We start from the raw sequence: 22,843 nt of genomic DNA on the forward strand, positions 1-22,843 counted from the left end.
TCTTTCCACAGACTATTTAAAGCCAGAGTTAATCGCTCGCATATTTAATGGTCATGGCGCTCTGCTTAAGTTGCTTTCCGTGTCCCAGCAGCAAAGGTAGTTTTCTTGATATATGGAGTATTAAATTCTCAAAGAACTATAAAAGCACTTATAAAAAATGCCTTCACTATATAGCCTTGAGAAAATACATAAGGGGACAAAATTTGAAAATTTTATTTATTTTTTTCTAAAATTACTTTTAATTTTTTTATTGCTCTTTGATGTTTCTTTTTTGCAGCTTCATCCTTTAGTTGAAGTTTTACTGCTATTTCATTTATAGAAAGCCCAAATCTATATCTAAGCTCAATCACTCTAAGATCATCTTCTTTTAAACTTTTCAGGGCTTTTATAAGCCTTGGGTCTGAAATTAAATCAATAAATTTCATAAGCTTGTCTACCTCTTTTTCAACCTGAGAATCTTTTTCTGTTTCTGCAAATTCCACTGGTACCTCACAACTTTGTAAGTATTCCAGCGAAATGTTATGCCTATAATACTTCCGTTCATTGTTCTTTTCTTTTTTGTTTTCTTCCTCAATAACAACTTTAAATTCTTCATTAAATTTTTGATTTTCTTCCTTTGACATTTTTAATAACTCCTTTCAGAACGCAAAAAGGAGCCGCACAAAATGTGCGACTCCTTCCTGAGTTTTTATATTAATTTTTAATTTTGGGTATAAAAAAGCCCTGAGGCGTATATAAACGCTTCAAGGCTAAAAAACAGCTAATATTATTTCCATTGTATATATCATAGCAGTATCAAAGTATGGTGTCAGTACCAGTTATGTATCTTTTTAGTATCAATCTTGTATCAATTTTATGCTTTTAATTTCTTTCATAAAATTAGGAAATAAAAATCCCCATAGTATTGTTCCAAGTAAATTAATTGCATTTTTCTTCTCTCTATAATAGGTAGCCCTTGAACAGCATAAGTAATCAATTATTTCACTTTCACTATAAGTGTAGGCAGAAATATATATCTTATAAATTATTGAATAATACCTCTCTCCATTTTTAGGATAGGACTTTAACATAAGTAAGGCTTTTTCAATTAAATTTATAATACTTTTACTATCTTCTATAGATTGCAGCCTGCTTTCAAGTCTTGCCTCTGTTATGAATTCTTCTGTATCAGTAAGACTATGTAATAGTTCGTCCAGTCTCTTTCCAGAGAAAGAAATACAATCTTCCTCTATTTCTTCAAAGGAATTATTTATTCTCCATAGAACCTTATTATATAATTTTAAAAGCAGCTTAGTATTATGATAAATATTAGGACTTACTTTCTTATTATCTTTTAAGTTATCAATTCCAGCATTAATATTATTACTTTGAATTTCTTTAAAAATAGCCATATGACACATCCCCCTTACACTTTATCATTGACAGAAATATTGTTCTGAATTAGAATAATATTATGAACTTTCGTTCTAATTATAAGTATATATTGGCAAATTTATCTTGTCAATAATTTCAAGAACAAATGTTCTGTATTTAAATTTATATATTTGGAGGTCACGGAAATGAATTTTGGTGATAAAATAAAATTACTCCGTAGAGAAGCTGGACTTTCTCAGGAAGACTTAGCAAAAAAGTTAGGTATTACTCAAAAATCTATCTGTAATTACGAAAATAATACTAGATTCCCTAAAGGGCAAAAAATTATTACTGGACTTGCTGAAATATTCAATGTTTCTGTAGATTACTTAATTTCAGATAATGAAAATGTTTCAAGAGATGAGAATTTTATATCTTCTGCTAAAGCTGATTTTGGTTATAAAGGAAAAAAAGAAGCAGAAATGATTTTAAGGAGAACTTCTGCAGTACTTGCAGGAGGGGAATTATCCGATGAAGATAAGGATGCTTTTTTTAAGTCTATTACGGAAATATATTTTGATGCAAAACAAAAGGCAAGAAAAAAATATGGTAAGAAATCAGCATCTATAGGCAATGACGGTAATAAAACTCCTTAAGAGAGGTAATTGCTTATGACTAATTTTATTTCTAAAGAAGTGGATAAGCTTATTAAAAAATATAAGACAAGAGATCCTTTTGAAATGGCTAAAGGTATGAAAATTAATATATGCTATCATGATTTAGGTAACTTAAAGGGATACTATTTTTACCAGTCTAAATTTAGATACATTGTAATAAACAAGAACATTCAAGAAGAACTTTTGCCAGTAATATGTGCTCACGAGCTTGGACACGATAGGTTTCACCAAAATTATGCCAAAAATGATGCTATAAGAGAATTCTCTTTGTTTGATATGACATCAAAACCTGAAAGAGAAGCTAATCTTTTCGCATCAGAACTTTTAATTCCAGACTCTACTATTATGGATTTATTTAATGAAGATTGTACGTTTTCATCTGTAGCTGCAAAACTAAAAGTACCTGTTGAATTAGTTGATTTTAAAAGTCAAATTTTAAAATACAAAGGATATTCGATAACTCCTCTTGAACTTGCAAAAGGCAATTTTTTAAAAAGTTAATCACTACAAATTACTACTCTTTAATTATTAGGCAATATAAAGAGTAGTAATTTGATCATGCTTCTAATTGATAATACTTAATTTTTAGTATATCTCTAAACTCCATTTAAAGTCTTTTTATTGTTCATTCCTATATCATGGTGTATCCCTGTTCTTTTTATTAACTTAGTAATAATAATAAATGTTATATAAGTACCAACTGCTACAATTATTATTGATGCTCCAGAAGCAATATGAAGTTTATATGATATAAAAAGTCCTAATAGTGAAAATACCACACCAAACAAAATAGATAACTCCATAATTTTTCTTAAATTAAATGTAAATATTTTAGAAATAGCAGGTGGAACTGTTAATAATGCAATTACAAGTATTATTCCAACTACTCTTATAAGTACAACTACACTAAAAGCTATTAGTAGAAATACTATATACTCCATTAATTTAGCATTAATACCTATTACCATAGAAAATTCTTCATCAAAAAGATAAGCTTTTAAATTATTATAAAATGCTATTATAATAAAAATAACAACAAAATCTAAAATAGCCATTATACAAAGATCCATTTTAGAAACTGTAAGTATATCTCCAAATAAATATGATGATATGTCTGGTGGATATCCTGGAGTTAATGAAATAAATATTATTCCAAGTGCCATACCTAACGACCAAAACATTCCTATAATAGTGTCTGTATTTACTCTTGATTTTCTTTTGATTCCAACTATTCCAAAAGAAGATATTATAGCAAAAATCAGAGCCCCTATTATTGGTTCTATTTTTAAAAAGTAGCCCATACCTACCCCGCCAAATGCAGTATGTGCTATACCACCACTCATCATCACAAGTTTTTTTTCAACAATTATTGTTCCAATAATGCCACATATTATACTTGCAAGTATTGCCCCAATTATAGCATGCTGCAAGAATGTATATTTTAAAATAGAATCTAACATTTAACTCTCCTCCTGATGACTTCTAAACACTCTATGAGGTATATCTCCATGTGCTATAACATCTACTGGGCATCTATAAACCTTGTCCATTATATTTTTATCAAGTTCAGGTTCACCGTGATAAAATAACTTCTTATTTAAGCAGGCGATTTTATCAATATAAGAATATATAAACCCAGTATCATGAGTAACTACCAATATAGTAATATTTTTATTAAGTTCTTTTAGCAATGAATAAATACTGGTCTTTGATTGTATATCAAGACTTGCTGTTGGTTCATCTAAAAGTAAAAGTTTGGGTTCTGTACAAAGTGCTCTTGCAATCAAAACTCTTTGCATCTGACCACCAGAAAGCTGCCCTATTTGTCTATCCTTTAATTCATATATCTCTAACATATCCATTATATTTTTAGCAAATTCTACATCCTCTTTAGAATACTTATGAAAAAAATTCATACCAAATTTTAATCTTCCCGTTAGAACCACATCTATTACATCAATAGGAAAAGTTTTTTCGAACTTTGTAAATTGAGGTACATATCCTATAGAATTTTTTTTATAACTTGGATCTTTACCATATACTTTTATTTGTCCTAATGAAGGTTTAATTAGTCCTAAAATTGCATTTAAAAGTGTTGTTTTTCCACCTCCATTAGGACCTAAGATAGCAATAAACTCCTTATCTTTAACAGTAATATTTATATTCTCTAGAGCATTTACATTTTCATAGTAAACACTTAGATTTTCTATTTCAACTGCATTCATACTAATTCACTTCCATTACTTTTTTAAAAGTTTCCGCTATTTTTTCTAAGTTATTTATATAATCTGATGAGAGTGGATCTACCATTTCAGTCTTACCACCAATTTCTGAAGCAAAAGTTTTAGATTGTTTACTATCTATTTCTGCTTGATAAAATATTGTTTTTATTCCTTCTTTTTTTGCAAAATCAATAGTTTTTTGAAAATCTTCTGTTGTAGCTTCTTTTCCTTCTTGTTCAAGTGATACCATCTTAAGTCCGTAATCATCAGCCAAATATCCAAAAGCAGGATGATAACATATAAAAGCCTTATTCTTTAGTGGTAACAATGAACTTTTTAAATCAGCATCCAGTTTATCCAGCTTATTTAAATAATTCTCAGCATTAGTTTTATAAAAACTTTTGTTAGCAGGATCTTTTGCGGAAAGTTCTTTTTCTATTTCGTTAATCATAACTTTAACTCTTTTTGGAGAAAGCCATATATGAGGGTCTCTTCCTTCTGATACAAATTTTCTTTCTGCATACACCTTTGAAACCTCATCTGCCATATTTACTATTTCTATACTTTTGTTAAAATCTCTTATCTTCGGCAATATACTTGCTTCTTCAGTAGGTACGCCTATACTAAAATATATAGATGCACCACTAAGCTTTTCCATTATATCTGGTGTAGTTGCAAAATTTTCTGGACTTTTTCCAGGCGGAATCATTGTAATAACATCAACTTTATCTCCACCAACTTCTTTTACAAAAGCTTCCTGAGGAACAATAGAAACTGCAACACTAAGTTTCTTTTCTTTATTTTTATTACTACTTTTTTCAAGAATACTACATCCAGAAGAAAATATAACAGAAATAGAAATCAAAAATACTAATAAATTTTTACTTATTTTTAACATTAGACCACCCCTCTATATTTATGTAAATGCAAACTATTTGCATTTACACTCAATTTCATTATACTCTTTTCTTAGAATTTATCAATAACTAGTATTATCAATTTCTACTAATTGAATTAGTGTAATAAATTCAATTAATAACATATCTTAATTTTTTTAAATCCCTATTGATTAGCTAATAAAAATTTGTTAAAATAAAACAGTAAGTCACGAAGACTTATAATTGTTATTAATGTTTATAATTTTTAAATTTGTACCACGAAGGTAGAGTCAATTTTGCTCTACCTTTTATTTTATTATGGGGGTGTTATAATGAAATTCAAAACAAATGAAATGATTAAGGCAAGTTTGTTTATTGCATTAGGACTTGTTCTTCCATTTGCTTTTCATCAAATTGGGTTGGGTCAAGCATTGCTTCCTATGCATATTCCAGTTTTATTATGTGGATTTATTCTTGGAGGAAGGTATGGTATAATTGTTGGACTTATAACTCCATTTCTAAATTCTATACTTACAGGTATGCCACCTATATATCCTGCTGCATTATCAATGGCTTTAGAGCTTGCTACATATGGTTTTGTTTCAGGATATTTGTATAAGAAAAAGAACACAAATATTTTTCTATCTTTAATAATTTCAATGTTACTTGGAAGATTAGTATCTGGAACAACTAATTATCTTTTACTTTCAATGGCTGGAAAGCCATATGCTTTTAAAATATTTATTACAGCATCTTTTATTACCCCAATTTCAGGAATAATTCTACAATTAGTACTAATCCCTGTTATTGTAAAATCATTATATAAAATTCAAAAAGGAACTACTATAAATGGATAGCAGAGATTTTTTTAACAACCTTGCTTTTAAATGGGACGAAATTTGTAATCATGAGCCTTTAAAATTAAAGAAAATTATTGATTTATCTAATATCAAATATAACTCTAAAATAATAGATATTGGTACAGGTACTGGAATCATGTTAGACTATCTCATGCAGACTAATCCACTAAAAATTACTGCTATAGATATATCTGAAAACATGATTGCAGTTGCTAAATCAAAATATAAAGATAATAAAATCTCCTTTGTAAATGATGATATATTTAATTTTAAAGAAGATGGTTACGATTATGCCCTCTTATACTCTGTATATCCTCATTTTGAAGATAAGGAAGCTCTTTTTAGACAAATTTCAAATCTGCTAAATAATAACGGGAAAATAATTATTGCACATTCTGAAAGTAAAGAAAAAATTAATGCTGTTCATTCACTTAGTGAATCTGTAAAACATGATATTCTTCCGTCTATTGAAATAACAGCTAAAATTATGTGTAAATACTTTAAAATATCTACAATAATAGACAATGAAGAAATGTATTTTATTGATGGAATCAAAATATAATATTTAAAAACACTACCATGAAAAATTGGTAGTGTTTTTATACCCATCTTTTTATTTTCTTTTAGCTAAATAACTTTTCTTTTTATTAATGCTTCAATAATTATTAAAGCAAAAACTCCGCCTGCAAGTGCAGTTATAAGTTGAGGAGTACTCATACTTATTGATAATGTTTTAACCACCTTAGGTGGAAAGTTTAAGCCAAGAAGATCTATTAATTTAGTAGAAGCAAAAGTTAAAAAAGCATATTTCCCTATTGCTCCAAGAATAATTCCAATACCTCTTTTTAACAGTTGTCCTTCCATAAATAATGAAAATAAAAATACAAATAAAAAATTTCCAATTATAATAAATGGTATAAATGGAGCTAAAGGAGTTGCAAGTTGACCAACAAACCATGCTAACATAGGCGTTAAAATTCCTACTCCTACACCCCACCACTTACCGCAAATAAAAGCCGTTAGTATTAAAATACAATTAATTATCGGACCCACTAAAAATTGATTAATCTGTGGTATATTTCTACCTATTATTTGAAATATGATGCCCATTGCTAATAGTAAAGAAGCTTGGACTAATTTTTTTGTGTTAATGTTCATTTTCATATCCCCAATCTTTTATATTACTTTTATTATGTTTCCGGTATTGTTATATATAAATTTTTCTTTAAATTCATGCTTAATTTCTTCAGCAGCTTTTTCTCCTGTACAATGAGACAATCCTAAAATTTGTATATGCTTTTCTTTTAAAAAATCAATTGTTTTACTTAACCTTAATTCATCAGCTTCAAGTAAATGAGTTCCCCCTATGACACCATAGATTGGAATACCTGTCCTTTCTATAATTGTCTCTAAAATATTAATTATTCCTATATGGGAACATCCTAATATAACCATAAATCCCTTATCAGTTTTTACTCCCAAAACTATTTCATCTGAAAAAATTATCCAATACAAAATTTTCATCCTGTTTTATTTTAAATTTCTCACTTGTGACTTCAAAATCATTATTTCTTTTAAAATTAGCAAATATCATTATATTTTCAGTAATATAATATATATCTTCTTTAACATATTTTATTGGTATATTATTTTGATTAACAAATTCCTCATAAAAAGAATTGCCGATATACTTATAAGTTCCTTCTTCTATAAGTTTATATTTGTTGTTAAAAAATCCTTTCCCAACAATTAATTTATATGAGGTTTCAACTTTATCCACAAGTTTTTTAAACCCTCCACTATGATCGTAATGGCCATGACTTAATATAACGTATTTTAAATTTTTTAAATCGACATCTAATTTCTCAGCATTTTCAATAAAATTGCCGCTTTTACCAGTATCAAACAACATCTTTGTTCCATCAACTTCTATATATAGAGATAATCCATGTTCATTAAATAAATTTAAATTAATACTAGGATTATCTTCTATAAGGGTTATTATTTTTAGATTCATTTTAATTATCAACTCCATTATTTTTCTTGCTTAATTCCAGATTATTATCAGATAATACCTACGTTGAACTAATTCTCTCGTCCTTAAACTATATACTCTAAAGACTTCATTTCTAATTGTGATTATATCCTATCATATCTTTCACATTTCTTTCATTAACAAAAATACCTTTAAACTTTTCTATATTAAACCTTCTAGTAAATAAATCACATTTACATAAAAAGATATAATAAATATTCTTGCCGCAACCGAAGAGGGTTTCAAAATTTCCTTGTCCTTTTGCAATTATTAAATCTGCATTATCAATTATTTCTTTTGACTTTAAATTAATTTTATCTAATTGTGTACCTGGTATATCTGTTCCATTTTCTATGACATTAGCTATTTCACAGAGACCTACTTCTTCTGCATCAATTATAGTTGCATCATTAAGTGCTGGTTTTCCTCTTACAATAACATTTACAATTATATTGGGATATATTTAATTTATAACTTTAATAAATATTTTATCAAACACTATTTCCCCAGCATTATCAACTATATATGCTATTTGTTTAGCATCTTTTAGTCCTTGAAGAAATTCTTGATATTCCTTAACATCAATTACTTGTTCTTTAGCACCTATAATTAATTTTTTTAATTTTTCAATATCCACTTGATCCATAGCACCAAAATCAATAAAATTACCAACCATTGCATACTTTAATGCTGTAAGAAGTTTATCTTGAGAACTATAAATGTATCTTAAAATCTCTTCTTGCATAGAAATTAAAAGATTATTATATTCCTTTTTTATTTCATAATAAATATCCCCTAAGTTAAATTTACTGTTTAAAAATCTCATTATCCGTGTATTTAAATAGGGAGATGTGTCTCCTTTTTCAGACATTGAAATTATTTTAAATACTTCTTTCATAAATTTTAACTTTTCATCTTCATCAGTTTCATACTTACTAAATAAAGAATCTGCTTTTTTTATAGTACAATAAATACATTCCAAATTAATATCCACAGTTATCCCCCATCATTTTATTTCTTCCATGTCTATGTCTACCACAAATACATTTTTCGCAATTTTCTCTATCTCCAAAATCACTGCATAGCTTATAATCACCACCTTCTATTTTTAGTATCTTACCATTTACTAAGCTATCTGCTATTTTCTTGCGTGCATCATCATATATTCTTTGTATCGTAGAACGTGCAACCCCCATTGTATCTGCACATAGTTCTTGATTTAACCCTTCTAAATCCATAAGTCTTATTGTTTCATATTCCTCTACTGTCATTATTATTGCTTCACTTACACTTTTAGATAAATCAATAGGACCAAATTTATCTACTTCCGGTAATGTACAAACTCTTCTCCACTTTCTTGGTCTTGCCATTACTTACAACACTCCTCAGCCTTTTTATTTCTATAATATTGTAGTGCTATTGCATACTCAATTCTTTTTCTTTGCATATTGCATCCAATTTCATAAGGTATTTTTGTGTCTCCATTAAAATTATAATTATTAGCTTGGCAACCTCCACTACAAAAAAATCTTGCCCAACAATTTTTACATTCTGCTTTATTATATATATTTGATTTTCTAAAATCACTTGATATTTTTTTATTATTAATGCCTTCATATACATTTCCCATATAAAAATCTTTATTACCTACAAATTGGTGGCAAGGATAAATATCGCCATCAGGAGTTACTGCAATATATTCAAAGCCAGCTCCACAACCTGATATTCTTTTATAAATACATGCGCCTCCATTAATATCAATATTAAAATGATAAAAAATAACATCATCATGCTGTAATAATTCATCTAAAATTTTATCATATTCCTCATAAATCTTATCTAAATATTCTTCCTTAATAGAAAGTACATTATCCTCTGATAATACTACTGGTTCAATAGAAATTTCTTTAAATCCAAGCTCTATAAAATGCTTTATTTCTTCAGAAAAATCTAAATTTTGTGATGTAAAGGTTCCTCTTATATAATATTGCTTTTTAGATTTATGTCTTCTTTCAACCATCCTTTTTATTTTAGGAAGAATATCATCATAAGTACCGCTTCCATCAACTTTTAATCTTATACTGTCTTGCACCTTTTTCCTACCGTCAATACTCAAAACAATATTCACCATATTTTCTTCCAAATAATCCATTACTTCTTCAGTTAAAAGCGTTGCATTCGTAGTAATTGTAAATCTGAAATTTTTATTATATTGTTTCTCCAAGCTTCTTGCATAATCAATGGTTTTCTTTACAACACCAATATTTAAAAGTGGTTCCCCGCCAAAAAAATCCACTTCTATATTCTTTCTTGGGCCTGAATTTTTAATTAGAAAATCAATACTTTTTTTAGCTACCTCAAAACTCATCAACTTTTTTGCTGATCATATCCTTCACCATCAGCAAAACAATACTTGCATCTCAAATTACAATCATGGGCAATATTAAGGCATACTGCTTTTATATAATTAGGTTCTTCTTCAAATTTTTTAGCAATATTCTCATATATATCTTTAGTATATAACTGCTCATTATAAATGAGTTCTTCTATTTCATCATAACACTCATTTATAATAGCTTCATCACATATTCCTTTGAATTTATTTAAAACATTATCTCTACTTTCAATGTTATTTTCATCAATTATGTCATAAACAATTTTATCTACTACATGAATAGCCCCAGAATTTACATCCAAAATAAAATAATCATCTTTACATTTAAATTTATGTATATTTTTCATCGATTTATTGTCCTTCTTTCTCTACTTACACTTATATCTATTAGAAACCATATCCTAAATATCAGTATTCTTAATGGTTCCTGAAACAACCTTATCAATAAATAGGACACCATCAAGGTGATCTATCTCATGACAAAAGGCTCTTGCAAGCAATCCTTGAGCTTCAATTTCCACTTTTACACCAATTTCATTAAGAGCTTTAACCCTAACCTTATACGGTCGTTTAACTTCGCCTACAATGCTAGGAATACTTAAACATCCTTCTGTATCTTGTTCTTCACCTTCTTGTGCTACTATTTCAGGATTTATCAGTTTTATAAGACCATCACCAATATCAACCACAATTGCTCTTTTTAGTATTCCTACCTGAGGAGCAGCTAATCCTACACCATTCTCTTTATACATTGTTTCAGCCATATCATCTAACAATTGTAATGTTCTTTTATCAATTTTATCTATATACTTTGATTTTTTTCTCAATATATCATCTGTTTTATAATTAGTAATATTTCTTAAAGCCATATTTTTTTCTCTCCTTACAATAAAATTCAAATTAATAATATATACTTATACCTTAAGCATAAATAAAGGGTGGAAAGCCACCCCTTATTTACTTGTCATCTTGAAAATTATTTAATTGATTATTGATTAGATCAAGTCTGTTTTCAAGAATAGCTTTTTGTTCATTTAGTAAATCCTTTATATTGTCAGAATTAATTGTATTATTAAAGCCATTCCTTCTCAAACCTCTTCTGCAACCTAATCCTAATCCTCCAATTGCACCAAGAGCTTTAGCTGTATTACATAAGCCCATACCTCGTCCTGTCATTGATCCCATTCCTATTGGACCTGTACCATCTCTTCTTGGCATAACTCCATCTCCTTTTTAATTTTTGTTTTGGGCATTTGCCCTTTACAATTATTATTATACTCAGTTTTGGGTATATGTCAATAATCATTTGTATTGATTTTAAAGAAGTTCAATTTTAGAAAAATCAATGTTCCCTTTATCATCAACTATTTTTCTATCAGTATGAACATATTCAATTTTACTCACAAACATTTCATGTGAACCAGTTACTATGGAGTCCACTACCTTACACTCTATATTTATAGGACAATCTGCTAGTAAAGGAGCATTAACCTTTATTCCCTCTTCAACCTTAATATTAAATTTTGAAAATTTATCCTCTTCCCTGCCACTATGGCTTCCTAAATAATCAAACATTTCCTTTTGTAGCAATATTTACAACAAAAACTCCTGTTTCCTTCACAATTTTATAAGAATATCTTGAAGGAACAATACCCACCATAAGCATTGGCGGATCATAACTGCAATTACAACAGTAGGCTATTGCTAATGCATTGTTTTTACCTTCTGTATCCCTACAAGAAACTAGTATCTTTGGCATTGGCTGAAGACAGCTCTTCATATTTCCTTGAATTTTTTCCATAGTAATTCCTCCATTATTTATACAATTTATTTTTATAATAACCATCTGAAAGATATAATGCACCAATAGGGTTATGCGCAAGGACTCTATCTTTAACTGCAAAAACAGTTACAGGTGCATCGGAATATTTTATAAATAGTGAATCATGTCCTACACATAATCCTAAAATAATATTCAAATCCGTTTTAGCATTATTTAAAAGTATTGCCTGTCCTATAGGATTGCACATCGGTTCATAAGTATCCGGTCTTACTTTTTCACTATCTTTAATTTTTAGAAATTCTTTAGGTATGCTTCCGTTTTTGCAAACTACTGAATTAACCTCAAAACCATTATGCTTTAATATTGAACATAAAATTTTAGCCTCATTACTTAATCCAATGCAAAAGGCTACTCCTAATTTTTTATAGTTACATTTATTTGCAAAATCAATTATTTCTTCAAGTCTTGTTTTCTTACAATAGCCTTCGGCTTCAACCAATGCAGAATTATAAGCTAATTTATGATTTTCTTCTTCCAAATATAGTTTCTTTATTTTTTCCTGTTCTTCTTTTTCATTGCATGGACAATTAAGCGGAAGATTTTCATACTCTCCTGTTTTACAGTAATGTTCTCTACACATTGCACAAGTATACATATTGTCACCTCAACCATTTTAATCTATATAAAATCAATCGTAATTTTTCATTATTGCCTCTGTATCTTTAAATAACTCTGGAGCAATTGTACTCATGTTCATTTCCTTCCAAAATGACATTTTTTCATGGTCTAAAAAATATTTCATAGGAATTGGATGTGTTCCAACTATAACTGGTATTTTATAATGAGTCTCGATAAATTCTTTAAATTTTTCAATACTAGGGCATGGAGGATATCCCACTACAAAACCAGTCGCTAAATGAATTGCCTCTGCCCCATTTTTAATCATTTCTGCTGGAACATATTCTATGTTACCACCTGGACATCCCCCACAATACGAATATCCAACTATTTCAACTTCTTCTTCTTGCGAGTAGATTGAAAACCCTCCTACACGTTCCCTTAAAGCTCTAAAGCATTTTCCTCCACCACAGTTCTGATAGCGTCCACATATAATAATTCCTATCTTTTTCATAAGATCCACCCCCATTGTTCATATTTAAATAATATTTAATCTTAATATAAATTAATGTTTTCTCTTAAATTTTTTATTATATTTCTTATCCTATCATCATGTATAGAATATGTAATAGAAAGTCCATTTTTATATGAATCTACTATTCTATGAGCTTTTAAAATAGCTAGATGCTGTGATAATGCTGGCTGTGTAAGATTATTCATCCTTTTATGAAGCTCACTTACTGTCATTGACGATTCTAATAGATAGCAAACAATTATTACTCTATTTTCGTTTGCTAATACCTTTAATAATTCTGATATATCTTTAGCATTATCTATCATGTTATCTCTCATTATGAGGTATTGTATAATGTAGTTATACCATTTGATAAAAGACAGACGTATTTTCAAACAAATATTACAAGCTCACTTAATTCTCTAGTAATTATATTACCATTTAAACTTGTCCAATTTTTAAGTTTTATTCTATATATAATGCTATAAACAAAAGCACAATTTGTGTTTATCAAATTTACAACTAGGCCAATTAAAAGCACTGGAAGATACCTAGTCTTAAGTCCTAGATTTGGAGTAAAATTATTTTTTACGTATATTATATTTTGTTAATTAAATATTACTTCTTAAAATAAAAGCACAAAAGAATATCTCATTTTGTGCATAACCTTCTTTTGTGCTTTATTAAAATTTTAAAATTTATTGTACATTATACATTCTTTTACTTTCCATATACTTAAATATAGATTCTCCATGCTTTTGTTCTTCTTTTTGTATGTGATTTAATATATCACGAACATTAGTATCTCTAAATTCAAAAATTGTAGTATCATAAGTTCCTGAAACATATTTTTCTGTCATTAATAAATCTGAGCATATATCCTTATCAGATAAATTATTTTCCTTAGTTTGAATACTACCAATATTCTGCTGAATATTTTGATTTTGCTGTTGGTTCATATCAGGAATCTTACCACTTAGCAATTGATTAATAGTGTCAAGATGATTTTTTCGACTTGCTCATTAGCCTTACATATTTGTTTTAATTGATTATCTTTTGCTTGATTTGCATAATTATTATACTTTTGTATACAAAATTTGTTCATGACTTTTTGATCTTCTAGTAACATTCTTCCTTTTTGTGATAAAGTTATTTCCAAAATAAAACACCTCCTGTCTTATTTTGTGTAAACTTTGTTTTTTATACTATTCTTCTTTATGAATACTTTTAGCAAAATAGTCATCAATAGCTTTTCTTAATGCTTTAACCCCAAGATTTGAACAATGCTTCTTATTTTCAGGTAATCCGCCAAGCGCATTTACTATATCATCTTCTGTTAGTTTTAATGCTTGTTCTGTAGTTTTTCCCTTTACAAGTTCTGTGGTCATGCTGCTTGTTGCAATTGAAGCAGGGCATCCAAAAACTAAAAAACTAATATCATCAATTATATTATTTTTCACATTAATATATATACATAAAGAGTCCCCACATCCTGGATCTCCTATTGTTCCTTCTCCATTTGCATCCTTTATTATTCCAACATTTCTTGGACACATAAAATGTTCAATTACTGTGTCAGTATAATCTTCAGAAAACATAAGATTCACCTCATCACTCTATTGGCTTATAATTACTCTGATATAATTTTATTTTTTAAAAACTCTAATAATTCAGAGACACTTTCAAAAATGCAATTCATAGATGCCTCTATCATTGGATTTAATTTGGAATATTTATATGCACCTCTTTTATCAGTTTGTAATCCTATTAACAATTTATTATTATTTACTAAACTTTTGTGCATATAACACATTCCTAATGCAACGCAGGCTCCCTCATCTGGTATTCTACCATCTAATACAAAAAGAAATATATCAGAGCTAAACATTTCTTTTTTATCTAATTCAAATATAAATTTTGATTTTTCATGATTGGTTATTTCTCTTGAACATTTTTCATCTAAATCAATATTGGCTCTTTGAGGTAAAAACACTTCATATCCTAATCTTTCAATCTGATTAGTTATTTTTTCATTAAATTCTCTTTCTGCATCACAAAATAATGGTGCTGCAAAATATAGTTTTATATATTTCACCATCCTTATAAATTTATATCTACTCAAACATATCTGAAAGCATATAATGGTCAATTACTTTATCAATATAATTTTCTGAAAATAAACAATTAAATTAATTACTCTGTAGTTTTACACCATTTTGTGCAAAAAATCTGCCTTTTTACTGCACATAACTTTATCTGAACCGCAAACAGGACAGTTATATTTATCCTGCTCATAGTTTATTTCATATACATTCCCACAATTAAAGCATTTAAACTTACAAAATGTTGCTCTGTAATTACCACCACTTATCCTTATAGCATTCCCTTCTGTCAAAGCTATAGCTATCTTTTTTCTGGCACTATCAATAATATTTTGAAAAGTTTGCCTTGATACCTGCATTCTATCAGCACACTCTTCTTGATTTAGCTCCTCAATATCCTTAAGCCTCATTGCTTCAAGTTCTTCTACTTTTAATACTATTTCTTCAATCTCGCATTTAGGCTTACCCCATGGAACAAAATAAGTATCCTCTGGAAAAAATTCTACTCTTCTAAATTTTGTTGGTCTTGGCATTTTAATTCCTCCCTGCATTTACTGCATAATCCTTCGAACATAATATTTGAATCATATATTACTATGTTATTTTCTTCTTCCACTTTTTTTATTTAACTTTAGATAGTCAATTTAAACTTTGTACTATCTAAATCAATTATACTTATTACATTTAAAACATTTAAAATGAATATTGCAGGGTTTAGTATATTGCTTTTTCTCTATTAACATATAAACACATCCTTCTCTTATCTATATTTTAATGTGTTCGGTCTTTCGTGTCTACAATATTATACTAGCACCATTATAAGATTTACCTAAGCGAAGCAAAAGGTAAATCCACCTTCATTGTACTCTGTACTCTGCTTTACAACTTCCAGTTTGTAGGGATGAACTTAAAATCTATAGTTAACCATTTTGAATGTCATTTAAAATCTGCTTTGCAATAGCATCTGCATCTAAGTCGTCTTCTACCTGCAGCATTAGGTTTTGATATTTACCTTTCGCTTCTCCTGTAAGGTACATTATTTCACCAGTTTTTTCATCAACTTTTTTTATGACTCTTGCAGTATCGCCTTTTTTTACTAATATTTTTCCACCTTTTTCTAGTGAAATGTAATGATCACTTTGAAATCTAATCATTTGACCAAGTTTAACCTTTTGCATAATTATCTCCTATTCCCTTATTTGTCCGTTCCCATATATAATATATTTAAGAGTTGTAAGTTCGTTAAGTCCCATAGGTCCCCTTGCATGAAGCTTTTGATTGCTTATTCCAATTTCTGCACCAAAACCAAATTGTCCGCCGTCGGTGAAACGTGTCGAAGCATTTACATAAACGGCAGCAGCATCAACTTCAGTTAAGAACTTTTGAGAGTTAGCATAATTATTTGTTATTATTGCCTCTGAGTGCTTTGTACCGTATTTAAATATGTGATCAATAGCTTCATCTATAGAGTCAACTACTTTTATAGATAAGATTAAGTCTGAAAATTCTGTTGCGAAGTCTTCGTCTGAAGCAGGTACTATTTTAACTGTTTTAACTATTTCACTAGTTTTAGCACAACCCCTTATTTCTACATGGAAGGAATTTAACTTTTCACATATGCGAGGTAAGAATTCCTTTGCAATATCCTTGTGAACTAGAAGAGTTTCCATAGCATTGCAGGTAGAAGGACGCTGTACTTTTGCATTTACAATTATGTTTTCTGCCATTGAAAAATCAGCATCTTTATCCACATAAACATGGCAGTTTCCAACTCCTGTTTGTATAACTGGAACTGTTGAATTTTGCACAACGTTTTTTATGAGGTTTCCGCCGCCCCTTGGTATAATTACATCTATATAATCATTTAACTTCATTAATATGTTTACTGCTTCTCTGCCACCAGCATCTATAAGTTGTATACTTCCCTCAGGAAGACCAGCCTTAGTTGCTGCTTCAGTTATGATTTTAGCAATTGCTAAATTGGAGTTTAAAGCTTCCTTACCACCCTTAAGTATAACGGCATTTCCTGATTTTATGCATAAGGCAGCAGCATCAACAGTTACATTTGGTCTTGATTCATAAATTATGCCTATTACTCCAATAGGAACTCTTGTTTGACCTATTCGAAGTCCATTAGGTCTTTTCCACATTTTTACTACTTCACCAATAGGATCAGGAAGAGTGGCTGTATCTTTAAGACCTTGAGCCATTTCATTTATTCTTTTTTCGGTGAGAGTTAATCTGTCAATAAAAGATTCGGAAAGTCCAGTTTCTCTAGCCAATTTAATATCTTTTGCATTTTCAGATATTAGATAATCTTTGTTTTTTAAGATAGCATCACTCATCATTAAAAGAGCTTTGTTTTTAGTGTTTGTATCCGCATAAGATAGCTTTTTCGCTGACAACTTTGATAAGGAAGCCATTTTTATAATGTGATCTTTTAATTCCATTTAAATTCCTCCCATTTTAATTATGATGTGAAATAAATAAGGTTCCTATATTCTTATAATTAAGTAGATCTACTATTACATTTTGGGCTTCACCGTTAGCTATTATCATTGATGCACCTGCTTCAGTTGCAATTTTAGCAGCTTTAATTTTTGTAAACATTCCACCAGTTCCTAGATTAGAGCCTGCTCCCTCAGCAGAATCTTCTATTTCAGTTGTTATTTCGTCTACTTTGCTTATAAGAATTGCATCTGGATTAGTTCTAGGATTGCAATTGTATAAGCCATCAATGTCTGATAGTAAAATAAGGAGATCCGCGCCGATTAATGAGGCAACATGTGCTGATAAAGTGTCGTTATCTCCAAATTTAATTTCTTCTACTATTGTGGCATCATTTTCGTTTACTATAGGAATGATGCTTTTTTTTAGAAGTTCGGAAAAGGTATTTTGAGCATTTTCAAATCGTTCTTCATTAAAAATATCTTCTCTATTTATCAAAATTTGAGCTACAGTTTGACCGTATTCAGAAAAGAATTTTTCGTATGTATGCATTAAAATTCCTTGCCCAACAGCAGCTGCAGCCTGATTTTCTGGAATACTTTTGGGTTTTTCTTTAAAACCAAGTTTCCTAAAACCAGCCCCTATAGCTCCAGAGGTTACTAAAACGACTTCTAGTCCTCTATTGTTTAAATCCGAAATTTGTCTTACAAGGTGTTCTATTCTGTATAGATTTAGGAGACCATTTGGATGTGTTATAGTTGAACTGCCTACTTTTATTACTACCTTACGTACTCTGCCGAGATAATTTTCTCTATCGTTCATTTAAATTAGTTATGTAAGTGGCTGCATAAATTATACTGTTTTATGAAATAATATAATTCTATAGTTAGGATATATTACTTCAACTAAGAAAATTTATGTGCAATAAAATGTTGAGAAGATAGTATTTTATTACAGATAAATTCTAAGTTTTAGATGCTATATCTTTAGCCCTCAGATAACTGACGCCCCCTTTATTATTTAAATGTATTTGTAAAATAAGTTTTATATAAACTCTATGTAGGTGTATAATCATGTATATATTATTTTTAGATTATAGCACAAAAAATTGATGATTTTCAAGGAGTGATAAACTATGTATAAGAAAATAGGTTTTATTGGATGCGGAAACATGGCGCAGGCAATGATAAAGGGAATTGTTAAATCGGAAAAAGTTTCACCTGAAAATATAATTGTAAGCAATCCATCGGAAGAGAAGCTTAAAAACATTAAAAGGGAATGCGGTGTAAATGTAACTAAGGATAATAAGAAAGTTGCTTTAAATTCAGATATATTAATTTTATCAGTGAAACCAAATAAATACGGAGATGTTATTAAAGAAATAAAGGAAGAGGTAAGTCCAAGAGCAATAATTGTTACTATAGCAGCAGGTATATCTATAGATAAGGTAAGATTGTTTTTCAAAAGTGATGATGTAAAAGTAATAAGAACTATGCCAAATACTCCAGCGCTTGTAGGCGAAGCATGACGGCTTTATGTGCATCAGATAATGTGCACGATGAGGAAATTGACTTGATAAGAGAATTGTTTGATAGCTTTGGAAGAACAGAGGTTATAGATGAAAAATTAATGGACGTTATAACTGGGCTTAGTGGTTCATCACCGGCTTACGTTTACATGTTTATAGAAGCCATGGCAGATGGTGCTGTGCTTCAAGGAATGCCGAGGGAAAAGGCATATAAAATTGCAGCTCAGTCTGTTTTAGGTGCGGCAAAAATGGTACTTGAAACAAAGAAACATCCAGGAGAACTTAAAGATCAAGTATGCTCTCCTGGAGGAACTACAATAGAAGCTGTATATTATCTTGAAAAAAGTAATTTTAGAGCCTCCATTATGGGAGCCGTTGATAAATGCACTGAAAAATCAAAAGAAATGGCGAAGAAATAGTGCTTTGAAATATTAAAAAAATTCTATAAATCTTGGTGGCTATTTTAAAATAGTGCTTGCTTTGGGTTATAGAAGGATAAGGGCAAAGCCCAAACCTCGTATATGTTTATACTCGCTGAAAAGATGCTGAGACAATTGAAATATCTAAGTATTTTACGATTTTTTTATCAAGATTTATTAGAATTTTTTTAAATCATTTCTTCAGCACTATTTCTTCTCCCACACGGTAGTTCAAGTAAAAAATTCCTCCGTACCTACGGAATTTTAGTTGTGAAAGAGTTAAATATCAGGAAATTTGTCTCTTACTTCTAATATCTGATGTAAACTCTTAAAAAATATTTTAACTATTTTAGGATCAAAGTGCTGGCCGCTTTCTTCTTTGAAATAGTTTATAATTTTGCTTAGTTCCCAAGCCTTTTTATAAACTCTGTCACTTCCAAGAGCATCAAATACATCAGCTACAGCAGTTATTCTACCATATAAGTGAATGTCTTCTCCAGATAGTCCATAAGGATAGCCAGTACCATTGTATTTTTCATGATGTTCGAGTGCGATAATTGAAGCACTTTTCATTAGTCTTTTATTGGATTTCTTTAACATTTCATATCCTATTCTTGAATGGGTTTTCATAATTTCAAATTCTTCCTTTGTTAGTTTTGCAGGTTTGTTAAGGATAGAATCCGGTATTGCAAGCTTGCCAACATCATGCATAGGAGAAGCCATACGTATTAGTTCTGCTTCTTTGTGTGACAAGCCATAGCTAAGAGCCAAAATTTTAGAATATTCTGCTACACGCTTTACATGATGACCTGTTTCTCTTGAACGTGCTTCGGATATTTCACCAAGAGTAAAAATTAATTCTTTTTCAGTTGTTTCTAATTCTTGATTAAGATGCATATTATTTATAGCAGCGGAGATATTTGTGCAAAATATTTCTATTAAATCAATTGTAATTGAAGATAATGGCTGCGGAATTTCAAAATAAATTATGTTCTGGTTTGCTTCATCTTCTCCCAAAAAGATAATAAAGTAATCATCAAAATATCTATTTTTTTTAAAGTTTTCAGCATCGTATAACTTTTCAATAATATCTGAGGGTATATTATTTGTTATAAGATGTGAACCATATTTACCAGTTCCACAGAGAAAGTAAAAATTGTTTTGTGATTTAGTTAACATAAAAGAAGACAATGTTTTTGAGGATATTATGGAAGATAATTGATTTAATACCATGAGTGAAAGTTTTTTCATAGACTGAGTCCTAAAAAGCGTAGACGATGATTTTATTATTTGTTCAAGACCCTTTCTGTTTTTATTCATGGTATATAAATCTTGAAAATTTCTAAGGCATGTTAATATGCAAGCCGTAACTGAATCATTATCTAACGCCTCGTTATTTATAAAACCATTAATATTGTATTTTAAAGCGTATGTTGTTGAAGCATCTTTTTTGGAAAAGGTTCCTTTTAATATAATTCGCATTGTCTTGTTTTTTAGTACATTTCTTATATAATTAATCAGTTCTAATCTGAAAGCCTTTACATCATCATTATCATCTAAATCTATAATACTTAAAGCAGTATCAGGATTACTATTTATAAATTCCTTACAATCTTCTATTAGGTTTAGTGAGGTGGTTTCTAGGTACATATTATTAAATTTTATATGCGATAATAATTTTATTAGATAATCTTGGTTTATATTGTAATTGCTTATAATTAATACTTTCAAGTATTTGATTTTAGTATTTCTATACAATTTAATCCCTCCCATATGTTGGGTTTGTAGGTTTACTCATTCAATGGTTTATCTATTGCCTATCTTAGTAACTAAACTATTACTTATATAATATTCGAAATATTATTAAAAAATTATAGACTAGAATGACTTAATTTATACAAAATTATTATGAATTTATATATATTTATCTGCTTAAGCCATGATTTTAGTACATATAAAGACTAATTAAATTAATTTTAATAGGTAAGTAAAGTATGTATATACTAATATTAATATAATATTGAATAGTTTTCAATATATGGAAACAAAAATATTAAAAAGGTTATTATTATGTAGTGAAAAAGGTGATATATGTTGTATAATTATGAGGTATGAATTATAGTGAAATCAGTGTAACTGAAAACTATATATGCACCATAATTCTTTTAAGCTTTGGATTTTGAAGCATATATAGTTTAAGATTTGCGGTGGTCTCACTCTATTAGAGGTGATATTCTTGGAAAATAAATATAAACCAATAGGTGTTTTTGATTCTGGTGTTGGTGGTATAAGTGTTCTTAAAGAAGCGGTTAAGCAGCTACCCAATGAGGATTTTATATATTATGGAGATTCTAAAAATGCACCGTATGGAGAAAAGAGTGTTGAGGAAATAAAAAAATTAGCATTTGAAGTTGCAGAGAAGCTTATAAATAGACAAGTTAAGGCAATTGTCGTTGCGTGCAATACTGCTACAAGTGCAGCAATAAATGATCTTAGGGAAAGATATAAAAACATGCCAGTTATAGGGATTGAGCCAGCACTTAAACCCGCAATAAAGCTTAAAAGAGACGGAAAGGTAATAGTTATGGCTACACCTGTAACTTTAAAAGAAAATAAATTTATGAATTTGATGAAAAGATATGAGGATACTGCTGAAATGATTCCAGTACCTTGCGCAGGGCTTGCGGAAATAATAGAGCATGGGTATTTTGATGGACCAATTGTGAATAATTATATTGAAACGAAATTGGCTGCATACAAAAATGATAAAATTGCAGCTATTGTACTTGGATGCACTCATTATCCATTTATTCAAGAGGAAATTTCTAAAGTTGTGAATGATAGTATTCCAATTATAGATGGAAGTGAAGGAACTATAAAACAGCTTAAAAGAAAACTTCAATCTTGTAATATACTAAATAATAAAGAAGAAAAGGGAGCGATTGAAATATTTAATTCTCTTAATAATGAGATGGTTGAATTGAGTTACAAGCTGCTTAGCAAATAGCAGC

General features: G+C 29.2%; 25 protein-coding genes and 6 pseudogenes. 6 read left to right on the plus strand and 25 right to left on the minus strand.

The window, feature by feature from the left end:
• Window positions 1-212 precede the first annotated feature (212 nt).
• Together AGR56_RS04400 and AGR56_RS04405 are read right to left on the minus strand one after the other, a co-directional pair.
• Window positions 213-623, minus strand: a complete 411-nt coding sequence (locus AGR56_RS04400; RefSeq protein WP_053241277.1) for a sigma factor-like helix-turn-helix DNA-binding protein — start codon at window positions 621-623, stop codon at window positions 213-215.
• Between the two features lie 213 nt (window positions 624-836).
• The gene (locus AGR56_RS04405; RefSeq protein WP_053241278.1) at window positions 837-1,391 is read right to left on the minus strand and encodes a hypothetical protein; all 555 of its coding nucleotides are present in this window, start codon (window positions 1,389-1,391) and stop codon (window positions 837-839) included.
• Between the two features lie 168 nt (window positions 1,392-1,559).
• Between AGR56_RS04405 and AGR56_RS04410 the strand changes: the two genes are divergently transcribed.
• Both AGR56_RS04410 and AGR56_RS04415 read left to right on the plus strand, forming a co-directional pair.
• Window positions 1,560-2,009: a helix-turn-helix transcriptional regulator gene (locus AGR56_RS04410; protein ID WP_053241279.1), complete on the plus strand. Its 450-nt coding sequence runs from the start codon at window positions 1,560-1,562 to the stop codon at window positions 2,007-2,009.
• Window positions 2,010-2,024: 15 nt separating this feature from the next.
• Entirely contained in the window at window positions 2,025-2,531 is a 507-nt protein-coding gene (locus AGR56_RS04415) for an ImmA/IrrE family metallo-endopeptidase (protein WP_053241280.1), read from the plus strand.
• Between the two features lie 95 nt (window positions 2,532-2,626).
• Here the strand turns inward: AGR56_RS04415 and AGR56_RS04420 are convergent, their stop codons facing one another.
• Genes AGR56_RS04420 through AGR56_RS04430 form a run of 3 tightly spaced genes read right to left on the minus strand, consistent with a single transcriptional unit; the run spans window position 2,627 to window position 5,150 of the window.
• A complete protein-coding gene (locus tag AGR56_RS04420) occupies window positions 2,627-3,490 on the minus strand; it encodes a metal ABC transporter permease (protein WP_053241281.1) in 864 nt (287 codons plus the stop codon).
• Entirely contained in the window at window positions 3,491-4,255 is a 765-nt protein-coding gene (locus AGR56_RS04425; RefSeq protein ID WP_053241282.1) for an ABC transporter ATP-binding protein, read from the minus strand.
• 1 nt (window position 4,256) lies between these two features.
• Window positions 4,257-5,150, minus strand: coding sequence for a zinc ABC transporter substrate-binding protein (locus AGR56_RS04430; RefSeq protein WP_053241283.1), 894 nt, complete (start codon window positions 5,148-5,150; stop codon window positions 4,257-4,259).
• Window positions 5,151-5,462: 312 nt separating this feature from the next.
• Between AGR56_RS04430 and AGR56_RS04435 the strand changes: the two genes are divergently transcribed.
• Complete coding sequence (locus AGR56_RS04435; RefSeq protein ID WP_053241284.1) at window positions 5,463-5,987, plus strand: ECF transporter S component; 525 nt, start codon at window positions 5,463-5,465, stop codon at window positions 5,985-5,987.
• Window positions 5,980-6,552 carry a class I SAM-dependent methyltransferase gene (locus AGR56_RS04440; protein ID WP_053241285.1) on the plus strand — a complete coding sequence of 191 codons (573 nt, stop codon included), beginning with the start codon at window positions 5,980-5,982 and terminating at the stop codon, window positions 6,550-6,552. The genes AGR56_RS04435 and AGR56_RS04440 overlap by 8 nt, the downstream gene beginning before the upstream one ends.
• Window positions 6,553-6,617: 65 nt before the next feature.
• Here AGR56_RS04440 and AGR56_RS04445 read toward each other — a convergent pair whose 3' ends face one another.
• The 19 genes and pseudogenes from AGR56_RS04445 to proB form a co-directional block, all read right to left on the minus strand.
• The gene (locus tag AGR56_RS04445) at window positions 6,618-7,148 is read right to left on the minus strand and encodes an ECF transporter S component (protein WP_053241286.1); all 531 of its coding nucleotides are present in this window, start codon (window positions 7,146-7,148) and stop codon (window positions 6,618-6,620) included.
• 18 nt (window positions 7,149-7,166) lie between these two features.
• Window positions 7,167-7,505 (minus strand): MBL fold metallo-hydrolase, encoded by a 339-nt coding sequence (locus AGR56_RS04450; protein WP_053241287.1) that lies wholly within the window; start codon window positions 7,503-7,505, stop codon window positions 7,167-7,169.
• Window positions 7,480-8,007, minus strand: a complete 528-nt coding sequence (locus AGR56_RS04455) for an MBL fold metallo-hydrolase (protein ID WP_053241288.1) — start codon at window positions 8,005-8,007, stop codon at window positions 7,480-7,482. The genes AGR56_RS04450 and AGR56_RS04455 overlap by 26 nt, the downstream gene beginning before the upstream one ends.
• Window positions 8,008-8,119: 112 nt before the next feature.
• A pseudogene (locus AGR56_RS21370) lies at window positions 8,120-9,019 on the minus strand (ARMT1-like domain-containing protein).
• Window positions 9,009-9,395 carry a DUF134 domain-containing protein gene (locus AGR56_RS04470; protein WP_053241291.1) on the minus strand — a complete coding sequence of 129 codons (387 nt, stop codon included), beginning with the start codon at window positions 9,393-9,395 and terminating at the stop codon, window positions 9,009-9,011. The pseudogene AGR56_RS21370 and the gene AGR56_RS04470 overlap by 11 nt, the downstream one beginning before the upstream one ends.
• Window positions 9,395-10,767: pseudogene (gene nscfB / locus AGR56_RS04475) on the minus strand (ScfB-related radical SAM/SPASM orphan maturase). The gene AGR56_RS04470 and the pseudogene nscfB overlap by 1 nt, the downstream one beginning before the upstream one ends.
• Window positions 10,768-10,821: 54 nt before the next feature.
• Window positions 10,822-11,289: a peptide deformylase gene (gene def, locus AGR56_RS04480; RefSeq protein WP_053241292.1), complete on the minus strand. Its 468-nt coding sequence runs from the start codon at window positions 11,287-11,289 to the stop codon at window positions 10,822-10,824.
• Window positions 11,290-11,377: 88 nt separating this feature from the next.
• On the minus strand, window positions 11,378-11,638 hold the full coding sequence (locus AGR56_RS04485) for a DUF5320 domain-containing protein (protein ID WP_053241293.1): 261 nt from the start codon (window positions 11,636-11,638) through the stop codon (window positions 11,378-11,380).
• Between the two features lie 99 nt (window positions 11,639-11,737).
• Window positions 11,738-12,266: pseudogene (locus AGR56_RS04490) on the minus strand (flavin reductase family protein).
• Window positions 12,235-12,858 (minus strand): DUF1847 domain-containing protein, encoded by a 624-nt coding sequence (locus AGR56_RS04495; RefSeq protein WP_053241294.1) that lies wholly within the window; start codon window positions 12,856-12,858, stop codon window positions 12,235-12,237. Before AGR56_RS04495 ends, AGR56_RS04490 begins: the two are co-directional and overlap by 32 nt.
• 33 nt (window positions 12,859-12,891) lie before the next feature.
• Entirely contained in the window at window positions 12,892-13,335 is a 444-nt protein-coding gene (locus AGR56_RS04500) for a CGGC domain-containing protein (protein WP_053241295.1), read from the minus strand.
• A 41-nt stretch (window positions 13,336-13,376) separates the two neighbouring features.
• Window positions 13,377-13,661 (minus strand): metalloregulator ArsR/SmtB family transcription factor, encoded by a 285-nt coding sequence (locus AGR56_RS04505; protein WP_053241296.1) that lies wholly within the window; start codon window positions 13,659-13,661, stop codon window positions 13,377-13,379.
• A gap of 372 nt (window positions 13,662-14,033) precedes the next feature.
• Window positions 14,034-14,494: pseudogene (locus tag AGR56_RS04510) on the minus strand (spore coat protein).
• 46 nt (window positions 14,495-14,540) lie between these two features.
• Window positions 14,541-14,933, minus strand: coding sequence for an iron-sulfur cluster assembly scaffold protein NifU (locus AGR56_RS04515; RefSeq protein WP_053241297.1), 393 nt, complete (start codon window positions 14,931-14,933; stop codon window positions 14,541-14,543).
• Between the two features lie 32 nt (window positions 14,934-14,965).
• The gene (locus tag AGR56_RS04520; protein WP_157055661.1) at window positions 14,966-15,457 is read right to left on the minus strand and encodes a nucleoside 2-deoxyribosyltransferase domain-containing protein; all 492 of its coding nucleotides are present in this window, start codon (window positions 15,455-15,457) and stop codon (window positions 14,966-14,968) included.
• A gap of 71 nt (window positions 15,458-15,528) precedes the next feature.
• Window positions 15,529-15,970: pseudogene (locus tag AGR56_RS04525) on the minus strand (DUF134 domain-containing protein).
• Window positions 15,971-16,357: 387 nt separating this feature from the next.
• Window positions 16,358-16,615, minus strand: a complete 258-nt coding sequence (locus AGR56_RS04530) for a hypothetical protein (RefSeq protein ID WP_053241299.1) — start codon at window positions 16,613-16,615, stop codon at window positions 16,358-16,360.
• Between the two features lie 9 nt (window positions 16,616-16,624).
• Window positions 16,625-17,887 carry a glutamate-5-semialdehyde dehydrogenase gene (locus tag AGR56_RS04535; RefSeq protein ID WP_053241300.1) on the minus strand — a complete coding sequence of 421 codons (1,263 nt, stop codon included), beginning with the start codon at window positions 17,885-17,887 and terminating at the stop codon, window positions 16,625-16,627.
• Window positions 17,888-17,903: 16 nt separating this feature from the next.
• Window positions 17,904-18,707, minus strand: a complete 804-nt coding sequence (gene proB / locus AGR56_RS04540) for a glutamate 5-kinase (RefSeq protein ID WP_053241301.1) — start codon at window positions 18,705-18,707, stop codon at window positions 17,904-17,906.
• A 313-nt stretch (window positions 18,708-19,020) separates the two neighbouring features.
• On the opposite strand from proB, the pseudogene proC reads away from it, so the two are divergent.
• Window positions 19,021-19,832 (plus strand): annotated as a pseudogene (gene proC, locus AGR56_RS04545) (pyrroline-5-carboxylate reductase).
• A 279-nt stretch (window positions 19,833-20,111) separates the two neighbouring features.
• On the opposite strand, the gene AGR56_RS04550 reads toward proC, so the two are convergent.
• On the minus strand, window positions 20,112-21,590 hold the full coding sequence (locus tag AGR56_RS04550; protein ID WP_053241302.1) for a DUF3369 domain-containing protein: 1,479 nt from the start codon (window positions 21,588-21,590) through the stop codon (window positions 20,112-20,114).
• A gap of 478 nt (window positions 21,591-22,068) precedes the next feature.
• Between AGR56_RS04550 and murI the strand changes: the two genes are divergently transcribed.
• The gene (murI, locus tag AGR56_RS04555) at window positions 22,069-22,839 is read left to right on the plus strand and encodes a glutamate racemase (protein WP_053241303.1); all 771 of its coding nucleotides are present in this window, start codon (window positions 22,069-22,071) and stop codon (window positions 22,837-22,839) included.
• Window positions 22,840-22,843: the final 4 nt, after the last annotated feature.

It is taken from the genome of Clostridium sp. DMHC 10 (assembly GCF_001270375.1).
In the GTDB taxonomy this organism is placed as follows: Bacteria; Bacillota; Clostridia; order Clostridiales; family Clostridiaceae; genus Clostridium_S; species Clostridium_S guangxiense.